Genomic DNA, 19117 nt, shown 5'->3' with positions numbered 1-19117 from the left:
CCCGCGCTCACCTCTCCTTGACGAACCCCTCTGCCTTCAGCCAGTCCAGTGCCACCTGGTGCGGATCCTCGCCCTCGACGTCCACCTTCGCGTTCAGTTCCCGTGCCACCGCGTTGTCCAGTTTCTTGGTGATCGGGTCGAGGACGTCCGCGATGGCCGGCCACTCCTTCAGGGTGGCGGAGTTGATTTCGGGCGCCGCGTTGTAGTTGGGGAAGAACTTCCTGTCGTCCCGCATCACCGCGAGGTTCATCGACTTGATGCGCCCGTCGGTGGTGAAGACCTCCCCGTACACGCAACTGCCCTTTGCCGCCTGGGTGTAGATGATCCCCGTGTCCATCTGCGTGATCCGGGGCGCCGCCACCCTCATCCCGTACGCCTTCTGCATGCCCGGCAGGCCGTCCGCGCGGTTGGCGAACTCGCCCTCCACGCACAGCGTCACCGCGTCCGGGTCCTTCCTGGACAGCGCGGCCACGTCCGACAGCGTCTTCGTGCCGTACCTCTCGGAGTTGGCCTGGTTCATCGCCAGGGCGTAGGTGTTGTTGAGGGACGCCGGCGCCAGCCAGGTCAGGCCGTTCTCCTGGTCGGCGTCCCGCACGGCCTCCCACTGCTGCCGCGGGTCGGTGATGGGGTCGCTGTTGCCGAGGTACGTGATCCACGCGGTGCCGGTGTACTCGTACATGCCGTCCGCGTCACCGGACCTGACCGCCTCCCGCGCCCCGACGGAGCCCTGGATGCCCGTGCGGTCGAGGACCTCCGCGCCGGCCGCCTCGAAGGCGATGCCCATGATCGCGCCGAGGACGAGCTGCTCGGTGAACTCCTTGGAGGTCACGGTCAGGTCGGCGCCCTTCAACGGCTCGCCCTGGCCCACGGAACCCGGGCCGACGTCGTCGGCCATCGGGGAACCGCTGGTCAGACCGCAGCCGGAGGCCAGCACCAGCACGCCGACGACCCCACAGCAGACCCGTCTCATGTCCCCGCCTCCAGCCCTCGTGGCCGCAGCAGCAGTTCGGCCAGCGACGCCAGCCAGTCGACCAGCAGGGCGAGGACGACCGTGAGGACCGAGCCCAGCACCAGGACCGGCATCCGCTGGGTGGTGATGCCGGTCGTGATCAGCACGCCGAGACCGCCGCCCCCGCCGAAGGTCGCCAGGGTCGCCGTGCCGACGTTGAGGACCAGGGCCGTGCGCACGCCCGCCAGGATCAGCGGGACGGCCAGCGGCAGCTCCACCTTCCCCAGGACCCCGAGGGGGGACATGCCGATGCCCCGCGCCGCCTCCAGCAGCGTCGGGTCGTTCGCCTTCAGGCCCGCGATCGTGTTCGACAGCACCGGCAGGACGGCGTAGGCGATGATGCCGATCAGGGCCGCCCGCATGCCCGTACCGAGCCAGATCACCAGCAGGGCGAGGAGGCCGATCGCCGGGGTCGCCTGGCCCGTGTTGGCGAAGGACATGGCCACCGGGGTGGCCTTGCGGAAGGCCCGCCGGGTCAGCAGGATCCCCAGCGGGATCGCGATGATCAGCACGAAGAAGGTCGAGATCGCCGTCAGCTCGATGTGCTGCCACAGCGCCTTCGACACCTGGCCGTCCGACAGCGCGTTCTCGGAGATCGAGTCGAGGTCGGCCTGCCGGAACCACAGCCAGGTCGCCAGCAGCACCGCCACCAGTACCGCGGGCAGGATCGTCAGCTGCTGCCAGGTGATCCGCCGCCCCGGGCGCCCGGGGGGCGGCGGCGGGGCCTCGGGCTCGTCCGGTTCGCGCGGCTCGGGACCGGTCAGGTTCGCGGGGGCGGTCACGCCGTCCGCTCCCTTCCGGCGCCCTCCTGCTCGGCGTGCGTCTGCGCGGCCCGCAGGTCCTCCAGATCGTGCCGGTGCGCCATCGCCTCCAGCCGGTCGGCCTCCAGGAGTTCGTGCACGGAGTTCATCAGCGTCTCCACGTCGACCACGCCCGTGTACTCGCCGCGCCGGCCGGTGACCGGCACCCGCCCCGAGCTGTCGGTGAGCACCGCCTCCAGCGCGTCCCGCACGGTCGCCTCCCGGGTCACCGTGTCGTGCACCAGCGTCCCGGCGCGGGCCAGCGAACCCCTGGCACGCATCAGGTCACCGCGGCGCAGCCACTTGTAGGGCCGGCCGCGCTTGTCGAGCAGCAGGATCTCGTTCGTGCCGCTGGACCGGAGCTTGCTGAAGATCTCCTGGAGCGGGTCGTCCACGGTGACCGTCGGATACTCGGTGATCTCGACATCCCGGACGCGGGTCAGGTTCAGCCGCTTCAGCGCCGCCCCCGCGCCCACGAAACCGGACACGAAGTCGTCGGCCGGGTTGGTGAGGATCGCCTCCGGGGTGTCGAACTGGGCGATGTGCGACCGCTCCCGCAGCACCGCGATCCGGTCGCCCAGCTTGATGGCCTCGTCGAAGTCGTGCGTGACGAAGACGATCGTCTTGTGCAGCTCGTGCTGCACCCTGATCAGCTCGTCCTGGAGGTGGTCCCGGGTGATCGGGTCGACCGCGCCGAACGGCTCGTCCATCAACAGGACCGGCGGGTCGGCCGCCAGCGCCCGCGCCACGCCCACGCGTTGCTGCTGCCCTCCGGACAGCGCGCGCGGATAGCGGCCGTGGAACTCGCCCGGGTCCAGCCCGACGAGGTCGAGCATCTCCTCCACCCGCTCCCCGATCCGCGCCTTCGGCCAGCCGAGCATCCTCGGGACGAGCGCGATGTTCTGGGCGACGGTCATGTGCGGGAAGAGGCCGGAGGACTGGATGGCGTACCCGATCTGCCGGCGCAGCCTGACCGGGTCCATGTGGGTGACGTCCTCGCCGTTGATGCGGATGCGGCCGCCGGACGGCTCGATCAACCTGTTGATCATCTTGAGCGTCGTCGACTTGCCGCACCCCGACGGGCCGACGAGGACGACGGTCTCGCCCGCGTCGATCCGCAGGGTGACGTTGTCGACGGCGGGAGCGGGACTGCCCGGATACCGCTTGGTGAGGTGCTCCAGCTCGATGGAGGCACCGGAGGCCGCCGGCTCAGGCACGGATCCCCCTGGGGATGGTCAGCCGCCCGATCAGGACGTACGCGGCGTCGAACAACAGGGCCAGGATGATGATCCCGAGCGTGCCCGCGAGTACCTGGTTGATCGCGTTCTTGCTGCCCAGGGAGGCGAGGCCGCGGAAGATCACGTTGCCGAGGCCGGGGCCGGAGGCGTAGGCGGCGATCGCCGCGATGCCCATCAGCATCTGCGTCGAGACCCGGATCCCGGTCAGGATCGGCGGCCAGGCCAGCGGCAGCTCGACCCGCGTCAGCCGCGTCACGCGGGACATCCCGATGCCCTTCGCCGCGTCCACCAGCGAGGGATCCACCCCGCGCAGGCCGACGATCGCGTTGCGCACGACCGGCAGCAGCCCGTACAGCGTCAGCGCGATCACGGTCGGCGGGACGCCCAGGCCCACGACCGGGACCAGCAGACCGATCATCGCCAGCGAGGGAATGGTCAGGATCGTCGAGGTGGTGGTGGTCGCGACGGTGCCGGCCCACTCGCTGCGGTAGGTGACCACACCGATCAGCACGCCGATCAGCGTCGCCACGACCATGCACTGGAAGACGGCGCTCGCGTGTTGGTAGGCGTCCGTCAGCAGTTGCTGGTGGCGGCTGCCCAGGTACTCCCAGAAGTTCACATCCGCTCACCTCGGGTCGGCGTCAGGTCCCCTCCCGGTCCTCCGCGGCCTGCTCCACCAGCGGGATGACCCGCAGCGGAACAGGGTTCTCCATGACGATCGCGGTGGAGGCCCGGACGATCCCATCAAAACCGACAACCCGGTCGATGACCCGCTGGAGATCGGCGTTCGAGCGGGCCACCAGCCGGCACAGCATGTCCCCGGTGCCGGTGGTGGTGTGCAGCTCCAGCACCTCCGGCACGGTCGCCAAGTGCGCCCGGACGTCCGCCCCTTGCCCCTGCCGGATCTGGAGGGTCGCGAACGCCGTGACCGGGTAGCCGAGCGCCGCCGGGTCCACCTCGGGACCGAACCCGCGGATGACTCCGTTCGACTGAAGACGGTCCAGCCGGGCCTGCACCGTCCCCCGGGCCACCCCCAGGCGCCGGGACATCTCCAGCACCCCGATCCGCGGCTCCCGCGCCAGCAGCACGATGATCCGCCCGTCCAGCTGATCGATCCCCACGGCCGCCCTCCAGACACTGGTCATCCTGCACACAGAGGCCGCCGACACCGGCGTGCCACTGGTCATGTTGCCCAGCGAAAACGCGAACTATTGCGCACCTTGCCCTCAAGGGTGAGGCTTCCGTCATGACGCAGACCACACACCTCACTCCCGACACCGCCCGGCAGGCCGACCCCTTCCCGGTCAAGGGAATGGACGCGGTCGTCTTCGCCGTGGGCAACGCCAAGCAGGCGGCGCACTACTACTCCACCGCCTTCGGCATGAGGCTGGTCGCCTACTCCGGACCGGAGAACGGCAGCCGCGAGACCGCGAGCTACGTGCTGGAGAACGGCTCCGCCCGCTTCGTCCTCACCTCCGTCATCAAGCCCGCCACCCCCTGGGGCCACTTCCTCGCCCAGCACGTGGCCGAGCACGGCGACGGTGTGGTCGACCTCGCCATCGAGGTCCCGGACGCGCGCGCCGCGTACGCCTACGCGATCGAGCACGGCGCCCGCCCGGTCGCCGAGCCGTACGAGCTGAAGGACGACCACGGCACGGTCGTCCTCGCCGCGATCGCCACGTACGGCGAGACCCGCCACACCCTGGTCGAGCGCACCGGCTACGACGGTCCCTACCTCCCCGGCTACGTGGCCGCGCGCCCGATCGTCGAGCCGCCCGCCCACCGCACCTTCCAGGCGGTCGACCACTGCGTCGGCAACGTCGAGCTCGGCCGGATGAACGAGTGGGTCGGCTTCTACAACAAGGTCATGGGCTTCACGAACATGAAGGAGTTCGTGGGCGACGACATCGCCACCGAGTACAGCGCCCTGATGTCGAAGGTCGTCGCCGACGGCACCCTCAAGGTCAAGTTCCCGATCAACGAGCCCGCGATCGCCAAGAAGAAGTCCCAGATCGACGAGTACCTGGAGTTCTACGGCGGCGCCGGCGTCCAGCACATCGCGCTCAACACAAACGACATCGTCGCGACCGTCCGCACCATGCGCGCGGCCGGAGTCCAGTTCCTCGACACGCCGGACTCGTACTACGACACCCTCGGCGAGTGGGTCGGCGACACCCGCGTCCCCGTCGAGACCCTGCGCGAGCTGAAGATCCTCGCCGACCGCGACGAGGACGGCTACCTCCTGCAGATCTTCACCAAGCCGGTCCAGGACCGGCCCACCGTGTTCTTCGAGATCATCGAACGTCACGGCTCGATGGGCTTCGGCAAGGGCAACTTCAAGGCCCTGTTCGAGGCGATCGAGCGCGAGCAGGCCAAGCGGGGCAACCTGTAGTCACCGCTTCGCGTCCATCACGGGCACGTCCATCACGGACGGCTCACCCAGCTCCGCCAGCGCCGCCCGGGCCGCCCGCGCGTGGACCGGCGAGAAGTACGGGTTGATCCGCAGCGCCTCCTGGAGGTGCCTGCGGGCCGGCCCGTACCGCTCCAGCGCCCGCTCGATCACGCCCCGGTGGTAGGCGTACGGCGCACTCCGCACGCCACCCCCCTTGGCCTCGTCCGTCGCCAGGGTCGCGAACCGCAGCGCCTCCCGGTGCTGCCCGGCCCGGTGCAGCGCCCAGCCCAGCGCGTCGGCCACCGCGGTGCCCGGCTGCCGGGCCCACTCGGCCCGCAGTCGCCGCACCGCGGCCCGCGGATCCCCGTGGTCCGCCTCGAACCGCCCGAGCACCAGCTCCTCGTCGGCCCCGCCCGCGGCGGCGCCGCGCACCCGCGCCCGCAGCAGGTCGTACTGCACCCCCGCCGCCTGCCCGAGCCCCAGCGACTCGTACAGCTCGCCCAGTTCCAGCGCGTACTGCGGGGACGGCTGCTTGGCCAGCGCCACCCGGTAGGCGTTCAGCGCCTCCGTCGTCCGGCCCAGCGCGGCCAGCGCCCGCCCCTGCCCGGCCTGCGCGGCCCGCTGGTCGGGGTCGAGACGCACGGCCTCCTGGAAGTGCCGCAGCGCGTCCGCCGGGTCGCCGCGCTCCCAGGCCAGCTGCCCGGCCCGCTCCAGGTACGCCGCCCGCTCGGCCGGCGCCTCGGCCGCCGCCGCCGCGTCGGCGAGCTGGGCCGCCGCGTCCTCCCGCCACCCCCGGTCCCAGTAGACGGCCGCGGCCCGCGCCATCACGTCCGGCCCGGAGCGCAGCTCCATCAGCCGCTCCAGAGCACGCCCGGCCGCCTTGTGGTCACCGAGTCCGGCGCAGGCGTCGATCAGCGGCGGATACACCGTCCAGCGCCCGGGTGCCAGCTTCCGCGCGGCCTCGGCCCACTTCCGCGCGGCCGGGAAGTCCCGGCGCGCGTTGGCGAGGGCGGCCAGCCCGCCGAGCGCCTCCGTGTTCCCCTTCACGCGCACTCTCAGCGAGGTCCGCAGGGCCGCCTCGGCCCTCGGGTAGTACGCGGGGTCCGCGGTGCGCCGCCCCTGCTCCGCATAGGCCATGCCGAGCACCGCCCAGGACCGGGCGTCCCGGGGGTGCGCCCGCACCCGGGCCTCGCGCTCCCCGATCAGCACCGCCAGATCGGGCAGCGCGGCCGGCACGCCCGCGGCGACCGCCGCCCGTGCCTGTTCCCCCGGTGCCGGGGCGGGCGCCCGGGTCGCCGTCCGCTCCCAGGGCAGCAGCGCCAGCACCGCGCCGAGCACGGCGGCACACCCGGCGACGGAGGCGACCAGGACACGTCTTGCCTTGGGCCCCGGCACCGGCGCGGGAGCCTCCTCGTGGTTCTCCATGGCGCTCACTGTGCGTCCGCACGACGCCCGGACCCCGCTGTACGGCGGTTGCCGCAGACGGGGTTCACACCGATGGCCGGGGGTGCGAACCTGTGATCATGAGCCGTATCGAAGCGCCTCGCGACGAAGCGACCGGCAACCTCTTCGACCGTCTGCTGGACGGCCTGCCCGCCGACGCCGTCCTGACCGACCCGGACGTGACGGCCTCCTACGCCCACGACATGGCCGGCTTCTGCCCGGCCGGAGCGCCCGCGGCGGTCGTGCTGCCGCGCACGGTCGAGCAGGTCCAGCACGTCATGCGCACCGCCACCGAGCTACGGATCCCGGTCGTCCCGCAGGGCGCCCGCACGGGCCTGTCGGGCGGCGCCAACGCCTCCGACGGCTGCGTCGTGCTGTCCCTCACCAGGATGGACCGGATCCTGGAGATCAACCCGGTCGACCGCATCGCCGTCGTGGAACCCGGCGTCATCAACGCGACCCTCTCCCGCGCGGTCGGCGAGCACGGTCTGTGCTACCCGCCCGACCCCTCCAGCTGGGAGATGTGCACGATCGGCGGCAACATCGGCACCGCGTCGGGCGGCCTGTGCTGCGTGAAGTACGGGGTGACCGCGGAGTACGTCCTCGGCCTGGACGTGGTGCTGGCCGACGGACGCCTGATGTCCACCGGCCGCCGCACCGCCAAGGGCGTCGCCGGGTACGACCTCACCCGCCTCTTCGTCGGCTCCGAGGGCTCCCTCGGCATCGTCGTCCGCGCCACCCTCGCGCTGAAACCGCAGCCGCCCGAACAGCTCGTGCTGGTGGCCGAGTTCGCGTCCGGGGCCGCCGCCTGCGACGCCGTCTGCCGCGTCATGGCGGGCGGCCACGTGCCGTCCCTCCTCGAACTGATGGACCGTACGACGGTGAAAGCCGTCAACGACCTCGCGCACATGGGACTGCCGGAGAGCACGGAGGCCCTGCTGCTGGCCGCCTTCGACACCGCGGACCCGGCCGCCGACCTCGCCGCCCTCGGCGCGCTGTGCGAGGCGGCCGGCGCCACCCAGGTCGTCCCCGCCGACGACGCCGCCGAGTCCGAACTCCTGCTCCAGGCGCGCCGGCTGTCGCTCACCGCGCTGGAGGCGGTCAAGGGCACCACGATGATCGACGACGTGTGCGTGCCCCGCTCCCGGCTCGGCGAGATGCTCGACGGGATCGACCGGATCGCCGAGAAGCACCAGCTCACCATCGGAGTCGTCGCCCACGCCGGCGACGGCAACACCCACCCCACGGTCTGCTTCGACGCGGCGGACCCCGAGGAGTCCCGGCGCGCCCGGGAGTCCTTCGACGACATCATGGCCCTCGGCCTGGAACTCGGCGGCACCATCACCGGTGAGCACGGCGTCGGCGTCCTGAAGAAGGAGTGGCTGGCACGCGAGATCGGCCCGGTCGGGGTGGAACTGCAACGGCAGATCAAGCAGGTGTTCGACCCGCTCGGCATCCTCAACCCGGGCAAGCTGTTCTGACCCCTGCTCCGCCCACTTCGGCACGGTCACCGGGCGAGCAGCTGGTCGAGCGCGTCGTCGATGCCCAGCTGCTCGCCCTCGCTCCCCGGGGGCACCACCCGCAGCGTCCGCTCCAGCCAGGCGGCCACCTGGGCGGCCGGCGCCTGGAGGAGAGCGTCACCATCGGGTGAACTCAGCGCCATCAGGACGACGCCGCGGCCCCGCGCCTTCGCCGGCCACACCCGCACGTCCCCGTGCCCGCTCGGCCGGAACACCCCCTCCACCAGGAGGTCGCGGGAGAACGTCCAGCACACCGGCCGGTCGGAGGTGACGTGGAAGGCGACGTGGACGGCGTACGGGTCGTCGGAGCGGTAGGCGAGCCGGGCCGGGACGGGGATGCTGCGCTCCGGGGACAGGATGAGTTCGAGCTCCAGTTCGCGCTCGACAACGGTGTGGTGCATGGCGGGTGTCCTCTCTCGCGCTGTCTCGTACGGGCCGGCGGTGGTCCGTACGAGAGGAGACGGGGAGGGGAGGCGGGCATTACGCGGAATCGGAGAACTTTTTTCCGGGCCTGTGAAGCCGATGCACACCCTTGCCCGGAAAGGGGCGCGTCCGGCGGGACCGGCGGTGGGGGTTGCGCCGGTCTGATAGATGTGGAGGCCCCCATTTGGCCCCCGAGCAGATACGGGACGACGGACATGAGCGCCCCAACCCCGGCCCCCGGTGACGACAGGCCCCGCGAAGGGTATTACCCGGACCCGTCCATTCCTGGATACGTCCGGTACTGGAACGGTGCCTCCTGGGTGCCGGGCACCAGCCGTCCGGCACCGACGGACGGCGTACCGCTCGCCCCGCCGCCCGGCTCCGGCCCGGCGGCCGTGGCCGCCCCGGTCGAGGAGACGGGCCCGCACTTCTTCGACGAGGATCCGGTCGGCGCGCCGGGCCCGGCCCCGGCCCCGGCGGCCGGCGCTCAGCACGGCGACCGGCCGCCGCCCGCCGCCGCCTGGGGCGCCGAACGCTCCCGGCAGTCCGGCTTCGGGGGTGACCAGGACCGCCGGGTGTCGTGGGGGTCACCGCCTCCGCAGGGCGCTCAGCAGAGTGCCCCGCAGGGCGCCCAGCAGGCAGGCCCGCAGAGCGCCGACCCCCGGCTGCCGCGTGCGGCGGAACCGGCCGACGGCCCGGCCCGGCCCGAGGGCCACGCGGCCCGTACGGACGGCACCGCGACGATCCCGCCCGCGGAGCGGGACGCCGGCGGCGGCAGCACGTTCGTCTTCCGCAGGCCCACGGCCGGACCCGGGGGAGGGGCGGCGACTCCCGGCGTCCCGGGCCCCGGCGGCCCCACCGCCGACGAGGGCACCGTGACCTTCCGCGCGCTCTCCCCGCGCACGGCCCGGCAGGGCGGGGCGGCGGGGGCGCACCAGGGGAGCACGGGCACCCCGGGCGCGGCCCCGGGAGCGTTCGGCGCCCAGTTCCCGGCGGCAGCCGGCACGGGCACCGCCGGGCCGGCCGGTGGTCCGGGCGCACCCGGCGCCCAGGTTCCGCCGCCCCAGTCCCCGTCGCCCCAGGCCTCCGGGCCCGCCGGAGCGACCCCGTCCCCCGGCACACCCGAAGCCCCCGGCTTCGGCGCCGGGAAGGCCGCAGTCGCCCGCGCGGCAACCGCGCGGGGCCCCGCGGGCGACGGAGCCGGGACGGCCGCCCCGGCGGCCTTCTCCGGCCCGCAGCAGGCGATCCCGCCGGCCGCCCCGCACGTGCCGCAGCAGCCCGCCGGACCCCAGCCCGGGGCGCCCCGGCCCGGTGGCCCCGAGTCCGCCTCCGGCTCCGCCCCCATGGCCGCCGGCTCCGGCGGCGGACAGCCCTCCTGGGCGCAGCAGGTGCACCGGCTGGCCGGCGCCTCGGACGAGGACCAGCCGGTCGTGCCCTGGAAGCCGCCCGTCGACGACGTGTTCCAGGCGGCCGCCCGGCGGCAGTCGTCGGCCCGTCCCGCGGGGCTCGGCAAGCGGCTGGCCGCCCGGCTCGTGGACACGGTCGTCCTCGCCGGTGTCACCGCCGTGGCCGCCGTACCGCTGGGTGCCAAGGCGCTCGACCACGTCAACGAGAAGATCGACGCGGCCAAGCTGTCCGGCGAGACCGTCACGGTCTGGCTGCTCGACGGCACGACGTCTGCGTACCTCGGCATCGTCCTCGCCGTCCTGCTGGTCTTCGGCGTCCTCTACGAGGTGCTGCCCACCGCCAAATGGGGCCGGACCCTCGGCAAGAAGCTGTTCGGCCTGGACGTGCGGGACATCGAGGGGCACGAGCCCCCGTCCTTCGGTGCCGCCCTGCGCCGCTGGCTCGCCTACAGCGTGCCCGGGCTGCTCGCCATCGGTGTCCTGGGCGTCCTGTGGTGCCTGTTCGACCGGCCGTGGCGCCAGTGCTGGCACGACAAGGCCGCGCACACGTTCGTGGCGCGCTGACCGGACACCGCGCGGGCATCACGGGCGCCCGGATCGCGGGCACCACGGGATCCGGTCCCCCGGACGGCCGCTCGCCGGATGCGGGGGCGGGGGGTTCGCGGTCGACTCGGGCCATGAGCACCGAACCGCCCCCCGGCTCCGGCCGGCCGCCGGAAGACGACCCGTTCAGGAAGCAGCCCCCGCCCGCCGAGGGCGCGGGTTCGCCGTACGGCAGCCGGCCGCCGCCCTCTGCGGGCGGGCCCTACGGCGGTGGCCCCCCGGGCGGCGACCCCTACGGCGGTGGCGGCGGCGACCCCTATGGCGGTGGCGGCGGCCCGTACGGCGGTGGTCCTGCCTCCGGGGACCCGCTGGCCGGCATGCCGCCGCTGGCCGACAGCGGCAGACGCACACTCGCCCGGATCATCGACATGATCCTGGTGGGTGTCGTGGTCTGGCTGCTCACCTGGGCGTTCGGCGTCAACGAGTACGAGGTGAGCGGCGACGAGTTCGAGGCCGGCAAGTCGTTCGGGCAGTCGGTCGTCGCCGCCGTGCTCTACATCGCCTACGACACGTACCTGATCACCAGGTCGGGCCAGACGCTCGGCAAGAAGTGGCTGGGCATGCGGGTGGCCAACCTCGACAACGGCGCCACGCCGTCCGTGCAGAGCGCGCTGATCCGCTCGGCGGTGCTGTGGATCCCGTTCGCCTTCTGCTGCGCCTGCGTCTGGACCGCGATCTCGGGCGGCTGGAGCTTCTTCGACAAGCCCTACAAGCAGGGCCTGCACGACAAGGCGGCGAAGACGGTGGTGGTCAGCGCCGGCTGACCGCCCGCGACCGGGGCCGGGAGACGGCGCGCTCGCGCACGGGCCGCCCGGACGCCACCGCGGCCCCCCGGGCCTGCTACGCCGCCCGCGCGGGCGCCTGTGCCGGTTCCGTCGCCTCGGCCCGCTGTACGGCGGGCCGGTTCACCGCGACCAGGCGGGACTTCGGGACCGGGACCCTCAGCGCGACCAGCAGCCCGAGGGCGAGTGCCGCGACGGCGATCAACGCGATGCCCACGGCCGAACTCGTCCGGGACAGCAGCAGCATGGCGAGCGTCGAGAAGACCACGGTGCACGCACCGCAGGCGAGCTGTACGGCCGTCGGGAGAGGCGTGACAGTCGGACGAGGCATGGCAATCGTGTCCTCGGAAGTGGGGGTCCACGGGGGCGTCGGCCTGGCTTTCCGCCGCATTCGGGGCGTTCCGCCAATCGACTCTAATCGCCTGCATGCCCGAGTGGAACGAACGGTAAGCGTGACCTGACCAACAGTGCCGGAGCACGGGGGGCGCACGGGTTCATGGCGTCCAGCAAGTGGACAGAACCGCGCGCCCGTTCGACAGCGCCCTGGCGTCGCCTTCTCACGTCACTCCGGCATCACTCCTGCATCACTCCAGCCATGGTCCGGACGTTCTCCGGCCGTTCTCCGGCCGTCCTCCGGTCTCCCGCGGGTCTCCCGGTGACCGTGCTCCGGCCTCGCTCCGGTGTTCGCAAATCGGACACCTGCTCCGCATAGTGCAATTGACCTGTCCAAGTCAAGGTCTGTCTTTTCTCGCCAACCTCTAGTCCAATGTCGTCACTTGACTACACGCGTTGAACACGCGCGCGCGGACCCCCCAGGACCGGACCCCCTCCTTCCGCGCGCCCGAACGCGGGGGAGGAACTCAAGTGACCAGCAGATCCTGGCAGTTCAGAACGGCGGCGACCGTGGTGGCGCTAGCCGCGGCCACCGTCACCTTCTCGACCTTCGCGGTGGCCCAGGCGGATTCGCCCGGCGCACCCGTGGCCGTGGACGGGCACGACCCGCAGCCGGCGAAGAGCAGGGAGCACGACCTCGACGGGCCGCTGTCCAAGACACAGGAGGCACAGCGCGAGGAAGCACTCGACCAGGTCATCTCCGGTGCCGCCAAGGTCAGTGACCGCGACGGTTCCAAGGTCGTCAAGCTCAAGGGCGAGGACAAGTACGTCGAACTCGGCCGCGAGAAGACCGACAAGATCTTCACGATCCTGGTCGAGTTCGGCGACCAGATCGACAGCCGCTACGGCGGCACCCCCGGCCCGCTGCACAACCAGATAGCCCAGCCGGACCGGGCGAACGACAACAGCACGGCCTGGCAGGCGGACTACAACCGGCAGCACTTCCAGGACCTGTACTTCGGCACCGGCAAGAACACTGAATCGCTGAAGAAGTACTACGAGAAGCAGTCCTCGGGCCGCTACTCGGTCGAGGGCGAGGTCACCGACTGGGTCAAGGTTCCCTACAACGAGGCCCGTTACGGCTCCAACGACGCGCCCACCGGTGCCTGGTACGCCGTGCAGGACGGCGTCAGCGCCTGGGTAGCCGAGCGCGAGGCGGCCGGTGACAGCGCCGCCGAGATCAAGGCGGAGCTGGCCGAGTTCGACCAGTGGGACCGCTACGACTTCGACGGCGACGGCGACTTCAACGAGTCCGACGGCTACATCGACCACTTCCAGATCGTGCACGCCGGTGAGGACGAGTCCGCGGGCGGCGGCGCGCAGGGCGCGGACGCCATCTGGGCCCACCGCTGGTACGCCTTCGGCACCGACGCCGGCTCCACCGGCCCCGACACCAACAAGCTCGGCGGCACCGAGGTCGGCGACACCGGCATCTGGATCGGCGACTACACCATCCAGCCGGAGAACGGCGGCCTGGGCGTCTTCGCCCACGAGTACGGCCACGACCTCGGCCTGCCCGACGAGTACGACACCTCCGGCGGCGGCGAGAACTCCACCGGCTTCTGGACCCTGATGTCGTCCGGTTCCTGGCTCGGCACCGGCAAGGACTCCATCGGTGACCTGCCCGGCGACATGAACTCCTGGGACAAGCTCCAGCTCGGCTGGCTCGACTACGACGTCGCCAAGGCCGGCGTGAAGTCCAACCACACCCTGGGCGTGGCGGAGTACAACACCGAGAACCCGCAGGCGCTCATCGTCCAGCTGCCGGACAAGACGGTCACCACCGAGGTGGTCACCCCCGCGCAGGGCGCGACCCAGTGGTGGAGCGGCAGCGGCGACAACCTGCGCAACTCCCTGGCCCGCTCGGTCGACCTGACCGGCAAGTCCACCGCGAGCCTGACCCTCGACGGCTGGTGGGACATCGAGGCGGACTACGACTACCTCTACACCGAGGTCTCCACCGACGGCGGCGCCAACTGGACGCCGGTCGACGGCAAGCTGGCCGACGGCTCCGCCATCCCGCGTGACGGCGGCGACAAGCCGGCCCTCACCGGCACGGTGGAGGCGTACCAGAAGCTGACGTACTCGCTGGACGCCTACGCGGGCCAGAAGATCGGCCTGCGCTTCCGGTACGCCACCGACGGCGGCGTCGCCCAGCAGGGCTTCACGGCCGACCGGATCACGGTGACCGCCGACGGCGCCGCCCTGTTCTCCGACAACGCCGAGACCGCGGACGCCGCCTGGACCGCGAGCGGCTTCACCCGTATCGGCGCGTCCATCACGGACGACTACCCGCAGTACTACATCGCCGAGAACCGCCAGTACGTGTCGTACGACAAGACCCTCAAGGCCGGCCCGTACAACTACGGCTTCTCGACGACCCGTCCGGACTGGGTGGAGCACTACCCGTACCAGAACGGCCTGTTGATCTGGAAGTGGGACACCTCCCAGGCCGACGACAACACCAGCCAGCACCACGGTGAGGGGCTGATCCTGCCGGTCGACGCCCACCCGGCGCCGCTGAAGTGGGCCAACGGCACGCTGATGCGCAACCGCGTCCAGTCCTTCGACTCGACCTTCAGCCGGCAGCAGACGGACGCGATCACCCTGCACAACGCGGGTGTCCCGACCAAGATCAAGTCGCGGGCCGGCGTCCCGGTCTTCGACGACGGCACATCGACCTACTACGACCCCTCGAACCCGCTCGCGGGCGTCAAGGTCACTGACACCAACACCCGGATCAAGATCACGAAGGAGCCGCTGGACGGCTCGACGATCTCGGTCCAGGTGGGGCCGTCCGCCAAGTAGACGGCGTTTTAGCAGGTCAGAAGCGTATCGGCGGTGACCCCTGGCGGGTTGCCGCCGATTCGTGTTTAGGTGCGTCCTGTGGCTCCCTTATTGACACCGACGCACACGGGGGTGTGACCGCATGGCCGCAGGAGGTTTCTGCAAGCTGCCGACCGGCAGCGTGGTGGTGGCGCTGAACCTGCCCCGCCCCACCACCGACGGCACGGGCAGTGTCCGCTTCCTCGTCCACGCCCAGAACCGTGCGCGCGCCCTGACCAGGCTGCGCAACCTGGGCATGCGGGCGGTCTACCTGCGGGGCAACGCGGCCCCGCCGACACCGGACGAGATCACCGCGGTCCTGCACCACCCGGACGGCCTGATATGGCGCACGGCGCCTGACAACGGTGTCGGCGGCCCGGATCTCGTCCAGGAGCTGTGGCAGCCGATCAGGACGCTGCTGAGACGTCCGACGGCGCCCGTGTAGGTCCTGAGCAGGCCTTACCCTGCCGCCCGGGTCCAGGGCGACCCTGGCTGACGGCTGACGGCTGACGGCTGACGGCTGACGGCTGACGGCTGACGGCTGACAGCTGACGGCTGACGGCTGACGGCTGACGGACCGCGGACGGCGGCTGACGGACGGCGACGGCTGAGGTGCCGGTGCGGCGGCTGACGGTCGGGGACGAGGGGGTCGGGCCCTGAGCGGGCGGCTGACGGGCGGGCGCGCGAGGTCGCGGGTCGGCAGACCACCGGCTTCTAGTGCCGCGGCACTAGGCGACCACCGGCTTCCCGGACAGCTCCACGCCGGCCTCCCGCATCTCCTCCAGCGCCCGCTCGGTGGTCGCCTCGGCCACCCCGGCGGTCAGGTCCAGCAGGACCTGCGTACGGAAGCCCTCCCGGGCCGCGTCCAGCGCGGTGGCGCGGACGCAGTGATCGGTGGCGATGCCGACCACGTCCACCTCCTCGACCGCCCGCTCGCGCAGCCAGTCGGCCAGCGCCACGCCGTTCTCGTCGGCGCCCTCGAAGCCGCTGTAGGCCGCGGCGTACGCCCCCTTGTCGAAGACGGCGTCGATGGCGCCGGAGGCGACCGCCGGGGCGAAGTTCGGGTGGAAGCCCACCCCCTCGGTGCCCGCGACGCAGTGCGCCGGCCAGGAGTGGACGTAGTCGGGGTTGTCGGCGAAGTGGCCGCCGGGGGCGACATGGTGGTCCCGGGTGGCCACCACGTGCTGGTAGCCGGAGCCGGCCGCCTGGCCGATCAGCTCGGTGACGGCGGCGGCCACGTCGGCACCCCCGGCCACCGCGAGGCTGCCTCCCTCGCAGAAATCGTTCTGCACGTCTACGACGATCAAGGCGCGGCGCATGGTCGGTGTCCTTCGACTATGGGGTCGGGAAGAGAAGGGGTGCGAGCCCGGCCGGTGAACCTCCGAGCCTACGGACTTCGGTTGCGGGGCGGGAGGGGGCACGGTCCGGCGCGGACGGGCGCACCCGCTCCAGGGCCTGTCCGGCCCGTCCCGCCTGTCCCGCGACGCCACGCACACTCCCGCCGCCTCAAGGGCGGGCGAGGTGCGAGTGGCACGCACCGGACGCCGCGCGACCACCCCGCGGGCGGGCGACGACGCGAAGGGCCGGACAGGCCCTAGTGCCGTGGCAGGCGACGTTCGCCCCGTCGCGACGCCCGGCACGCCCTCTCGCCGCACCGGCCGAAAGCCCAAGTACATCCAGTACGAGGGCTTGCGGCCGGCACGCCGAGAGCACGCACCGGACGCCGCTCCTTGACGGGCAAACGTTGCCTGCCGCGGCACTAGCTACCCGAGCGACCGTGTGCGTACTCCGTCGGGATGACCGGTTCTCCGCGGGACAGCTGGGTCGCCGACAGGGGCAGGCCGGCGCGGGCGGCGGCGTGCCGGTCGCGGACGACGTCCAGCGGCTCCCGGGCGACGACCTCGCCGCCCTTGACGAGCTCGACCAGCAGCTGCCGGTCGGCCAGTTCGGCCGGCACGGGCCCGGTGCCGACGACCTCGGTCTCCGCGATCCCGTGCTCGTCGAGCCGCCGCGCGGCCCACTTGCGGCCGCCGACGGAGGTCTTGCCGCCGGACGACTTCTTCGCCACCGGCACCAGCGGGGCCTTCGGGTCGGCGGACTCGGCGCGGGCGACCAGCTTGTAGACCATCGAGGCCGTCGGGTGCCCGGAGCCGGTCACCAGCTGGGTGCCGACGCCGTAGGCGTCCACGGGCGCCGCCGCCATCGAGGCGATCGCGTACTCGTCCAGGTCCGAGGTCACGATGATCTTCGTCTCGGTGGCCCCCAGCTCGTCCAGCTGCTGCCGTACCCGGTGCGCGACCAGCAGCAGGTCCCCGGAGTCGATCCGCACGGCGCCCAGTTCCGGCCCGGCGACCTCGACGGCCAGCCGGACGGCCTCGGTGACGTCGTACGTGTCCACGAGCAGCGTGGTGCCCCGGCCCAGCGACTCGACCTGGGCCCGGAAGGCGTCCCGCTCGTGGTCGTGCAGCAGGGTGAAGGCGTGGGCCGAGGTGCCCACCGTGGGGATGCCGTAGCGGAAACCGGCCGCCAGGTCGGAGGTGGTGGTGAAGCCGCCGACGTACGCGGCGCGCGAGGCGGCGACGGCGGCCAGCTCGTGGGTGCGGCGGGCGCCCATCTCGATCAGGGGCCGCCCGCCGGCGGCGGAGGCCATGCGGGAGGCCGCCGCGGCGATGGCCGAGTCGTGGTTGAGGATGGAAAGGATCACGGTCTCCAGCAGCACGCACTCGGCGAAGGAGCCCTCGACCCGCAGGATCGGCGAGCCGGGGAAGTACACCTCGCCCTCCGGGTAGCCCCAGATGTCACCCGAGAAGCGGTAGGCGGCGAGCCAGTCCAGGGTCTCCTCGTCGACGATGGCGCGCTCGCGCAGGAAGCCGAGGACGTTCGCGTCGAACCGGAAGTTCTCCACCGCGTCCAGGACGCGTCCGGTGCCCGCCACCACGCCGTACCGCCGCCCGTCCGGCAGCCGGCGCGTGAACACCTCGAACACGCTGCGCCGTTCGGCGGTACCCGCCTTCAAGGCGGCCTGCACCATAGTGAGCTCGTACTGGTCCGTGAAGAGCGCCGTCGAGGGAACGTCCACCGGCAGCCCAAGGTCCGCTGTGTTCATGGCAACGCATGCTACCCCCATTTCGTCAGTGTGACGATTTGCGGGGGGCGTGGCAGCATGGGCCATGTGACGTCACCCGCTCCCCTTGAGACCGAACGCACCGAGTCGGCGGAGGAAGTCTTCGCCGTCCCCGAGCCGGACGTCCCCTGGGTCACGATCGTCCACAACGACCCGGTCAACCTCATGAGCTATGTGACGTACGTCTTCCAGACGTACTTCGGCTACTCCAAGGACAAGGCCACCAAGCTCATGCTCGACGTCCACCACAAGGGCCGGGCGGTCGTCTCCAGCGGCAGTCGCGAGGAGATGGAGCGCGACGTGCAGGCCATGCACGGCTACGGCCTGTGGGCCACGCTCCAGCAGGACCGCAAGTAGCCCCGCGTCCGCCCGGCAGCCCAGCGCCCGCCCAGCAGCGAAAAGAATCCATGCCAGGACACTTCGAACCGCTCCCCGGCGGCGGCGCGGCCGTCGCCCTCGACGACGTCGAGATCTCCATCATCCGGTCGCTGGCCGTTCAGCTCCTGGAACTCATCGGCCCCGGTCCCGCCGAGGAACCCACCGACGACCCGCTCGCCGAGCTGTTCGCCGACGGCCCCAGCGAGCCCCCGTCCGACCCGGTCCTCAGGCGGCTCTTCCCCGACGCCTACAGCGACCCGGAGGGCACCGCCGGACCGCGGCAGGCCGAGGAACAGCGGGCCTCCTCCGCCGAGTTCCGCCGCTACACCGAGAACGACCTGCGGGCCGGCAAGCGGGACAACGCCCTCGCGGTGATCCGCTCGCTGGACGCGCTCAGTCCGGCCGGTGATGCCGGAGCGGTCCTCAGGCTGTCGCCCGGCGCCTCCCAGCAGTGGCTGCGCACCCTCAACGACCTGCGCCTCGCGATCGGCTCCCGGCTGGAGATCACCGACGAGGACGACAGCGACCTGCTCTACCACCTCCCGGACGAGGACCCGCGCAAGCCGATGGTGATGGCGTACCTGTGGCTGGGAGGGCTCCAGGAGACCCTCGTCGGCACCCTTATGCCCTGACTTGTGTGGATGTTGTGTTCGCTCAACGGACACTCAAATCCGGATAACGATCACATCACCGCGGCGGACACCTATGCCCCTCACGGGTGGCTTTTGTCCGCCTTTCTCTGTGCGCTGCGCCACACGCGCCACAGGTGATCAATGTGGC

Annotated in this window: 18 protein-coding genes; 8 read left to right on the top strand and 10 right to left on the bottom strand. The window is 72.0% G+C overall.

Annotated elements, in window-relative coordinates; translation table 11 throughout:
- Positions 1–7: 7 nt before the first annotated feature.
- The 5 genes from QQS16_RS17355 to QQS16_RS17335 are packed head-to-tail and all read right to left on the bottom strand — an operon-like array spanning position 8 to position 4168.
- Entirely contained in the window at positions 8–970 is a 963-nt protein-coding gene (locus QQS16_RS17355; protein WP_286062680.1) for a glycine betaine ABC transporter substrate-binding protein, read from the bottom strand.
- On the bottom strand, positions 967–1791 hold the full coding sequence (locus QQS16_RS17350) for an ABC transporter permease (RefSeq protein ID WP_286062678.1): 825 nt from the start codon (positions 1789–1791) through the stop codon (positions 967–969). The genes QQS16_RS17355 and QQS16_RS17350 overlap by 4 nt, the downstream gene beginning before the upstream one ends.
- Positions 1788–3026 (bottom strand): betaine/proline/choline family ABC transporter ATP-binding protein, encoded by a 1239-nt coding sequence (locus tag QQS16_RS17345; protein WP_286062677.1) that lies wholly within the window; start codon positions 3024–3026, stop codon positions 1788–1790. Before QQS16_RS17345 ends, QQS16_RS17350 begins: the two co-directional genes overlap by 4 nt.
- Positions 3019–3666: an ABC transporter permease gene (locus QQS16_RS17340; protein WP_286062675.1), complete on the bottom strand. Its 648-nt coding sequence runs from the start codon at positions 3664–3666 to the stop codon at positions 3019–3021. Before QQS16_RS17340 ends, QQS16_RS17345 begins: the two co-directional genes overlap by 8 nt.
- 22 nt (positions 3667–3688) lie before the next feature.
- Entirely contained in the window at positions 3689–4168 is a 480-nt protein-coding gene (locus QQS16_RS17335; protein ID WP_286062674.1) for an Lrp/AsnC family transcriptional regulator, read from the bottom strand.
- 125 nt (positions 4169–4293) lie between these two features.
- Here QQS16_RS17335 and hppD point away from each other — a divergent pair, with 125 nt between their 5' ends.
- Positions 4294–5439 carry a 4-hydroxyphenylpyruvate dioxygenase gene (hppD, locus tag QQS16_RS17330; protein WP_286062672.1) on the top strand — a complete coding sequence of 382 codons (1146 nt, stop codon included), beginning with the start codon at positions 4294–4296 and terminating at the stop codon, positions 5437–5439.
- Here the strand turns inward: hppD and QQS16_RS17325 are convergent, their stop codons facing one another.
- Entirely contained in the window at positions 5440–6864 is a 1425-nt protein-coding gene (locus tag QQS16_RS17325; protein ID WP_286062671.1) for a tetratricopeptide repeat protein, read from the bottom strand.
- A gap of 92 nt (positions 6865–6956) precedes the next feature.
- On the opposite strand from QQS16_RS17325, the gene QQS16_RS17320 reads away from it, so the two are divergent.
- The gene (locus tag QQS16_RS17320) at positions 6957–8363 is read left to right on the top strand and encodes an FAD-binding oxidoreductase (RefSeq protein WP_286062670.1); all 1407 of its coding nucleotides are present in this window, start codon (positions 6957–6959) and stop codon (positions 8361–8363) included.
- Positions 8364–8389: 26 nt separating this feature from the next.
- Here the strand turns inward: QQS16_RS17320 and QQS16_RS17315 are convergent, their stop codons facing one another.
- On the bottom strand, positions 8390–8803 hold the full coding sequence (locus QQS16_RS17315; RefSeq protein WP_286062669.1) for an SsgA family sporulation/cell division regulator: 414 nt from the start codon (positions 8801–8803) through the stop codon (positions 8390–8392).
- A 237-nt stretch (positions 8804–9040) separates the two neighbouring features.
- On the opposite strand from QQS16_RS17315, the gene QQS16_RS17310 reads away from it, so the two are divergent.
- Together QQS16_RS17310 and QQS16_RS17305 are read left to right on the top strand one after the other, a co-directional pair.
- Positions 9041–10795 (top strand): RDD family protein, encoded by a 1755-nt coding sequence (locus QQS16_RS17310; RefSeq protein WP_286062668.1) that lies wholly within the window; start codon positions 9041–9043, stop codon positions 10793–10795.
- Positions 10796–10908: 113 nt separating this feature from the next.
- On the top strand, positions 10909–11598 hold the full coding sequence (locus QQS16_RS17305) for an RDD family protein (protein ID WP_286062667.1): 690 nt from the start codon (positions 10909–10911) through the stop codon (positions 11596–11598).
- Positions 11599–11674: 76 nt separating this feature from the next.
- Here the strand turns inward: QQS16_RS17305 and QQS16_RS17300 are convergent, their stop codons facing one another.
- Positions 11675–11947, bottom strand: a complete 273-nt coding sequence (locus QQS16_RS17300) for a hypothetical protein (protein ID WP_286062666.1) — start codon at positions 11945–11947, stop codon at positions 11675–11677.
- A gap of 533 nt (positions 11948–12480) precedes the next feature.
- On the opposite strand from QQS16_RS17300, the gene QQS16_RS17295 reads away from it, so the two are divergent.
- On the top strand, positions 12481–14817 hold the full coding sequence (locus tag QQS16_RS17295) for an immune inhibitor A domain-containing protein (protein ID WP_286062665.1): 2337 nt from the start codon (positions 12481–12483) through the stop codon (positions 14815–14817).
- A 121-nt stretch (positions 14818–14938) separates the two neighbouring features.
- Positions 14939–15280 carry a hypothetical protein gene (locus QQS16_RS17290; protein ID WP_286062663.1) on the top strand — a complete coding sequence of 114 codons (342 nt, stop codon included), beginning with the start codon at positions 14939–14941 and terminating at the stop codon, positions 15278–15280.
- Positions 15281–15563: 283 nt separating this feature from the next.
- On the opposite strand, the gene QQS16_RS17285 is transcribed toward QQS16_RS17290, so the two are convergent.
- Positions 15564–16154 (bottom strand): isochorismatase family protein, encoded by a 591-nt coding sequence (locus tag QQS16_RS17285; protein WP_286062662.1) that lies wholly within the window; start codon positions 16152–16154, stop codon positions 15564–15566.
- 440 nt (positions 16155–16594) lie between these two features.
- Complete coding sequence (locus QQS16_RS17280) at positions 16595–17941, bottom strand: nicotinate phosphoribosyltransferase (RefSeq protein WP_286062661.1); 1347 nt, start codon at positions 17939–17941, stop codon at positions 16595–16597.
- A gap of 57 nt (positions 17942–17998) precedes the next feature.
- Between QQS16_RS17280 and clpS the strand changes: the two genes are divergently transcribed.
- Complete coding sequence (clpS, locus tag QQS16_RS17275; protein WP_286062659.1) at positions 17999–18316, top strand: ATP-dependent Clp protease adapter ClpS; 318 nt, start codon at positions 17999–18001, stop codon at positions 18314–18316.
- 50 nt (positions 18317–18366) lie between these two features.
- Positions 18367–18969 carry a DUF2017 domain-containing protein gene (locus QQS16_RS17270; protein ID WP_286062658.1) on the top strand — a complete coding sequence of 201 codons (603 nt, stop codon included), beginning with the start codon at positions 18367–18369 and terminating at the stop codon, positions 18967–18969.
- Positions 18970–19117: the final 148 nt, after the last annotated feature.

The organism is Streptomyces sp. ALI-76-A (assembly GCF_030287445.1).
Classification (GTDB): domain Bacteria; phylum Actinomycetota; class Actinomycetes; order Streptomycetales; family Streptomycetaceae; genus Streptomyces.
This window is presented reverse-complemented; position numbering and strand designations above follow the sequence as displayed.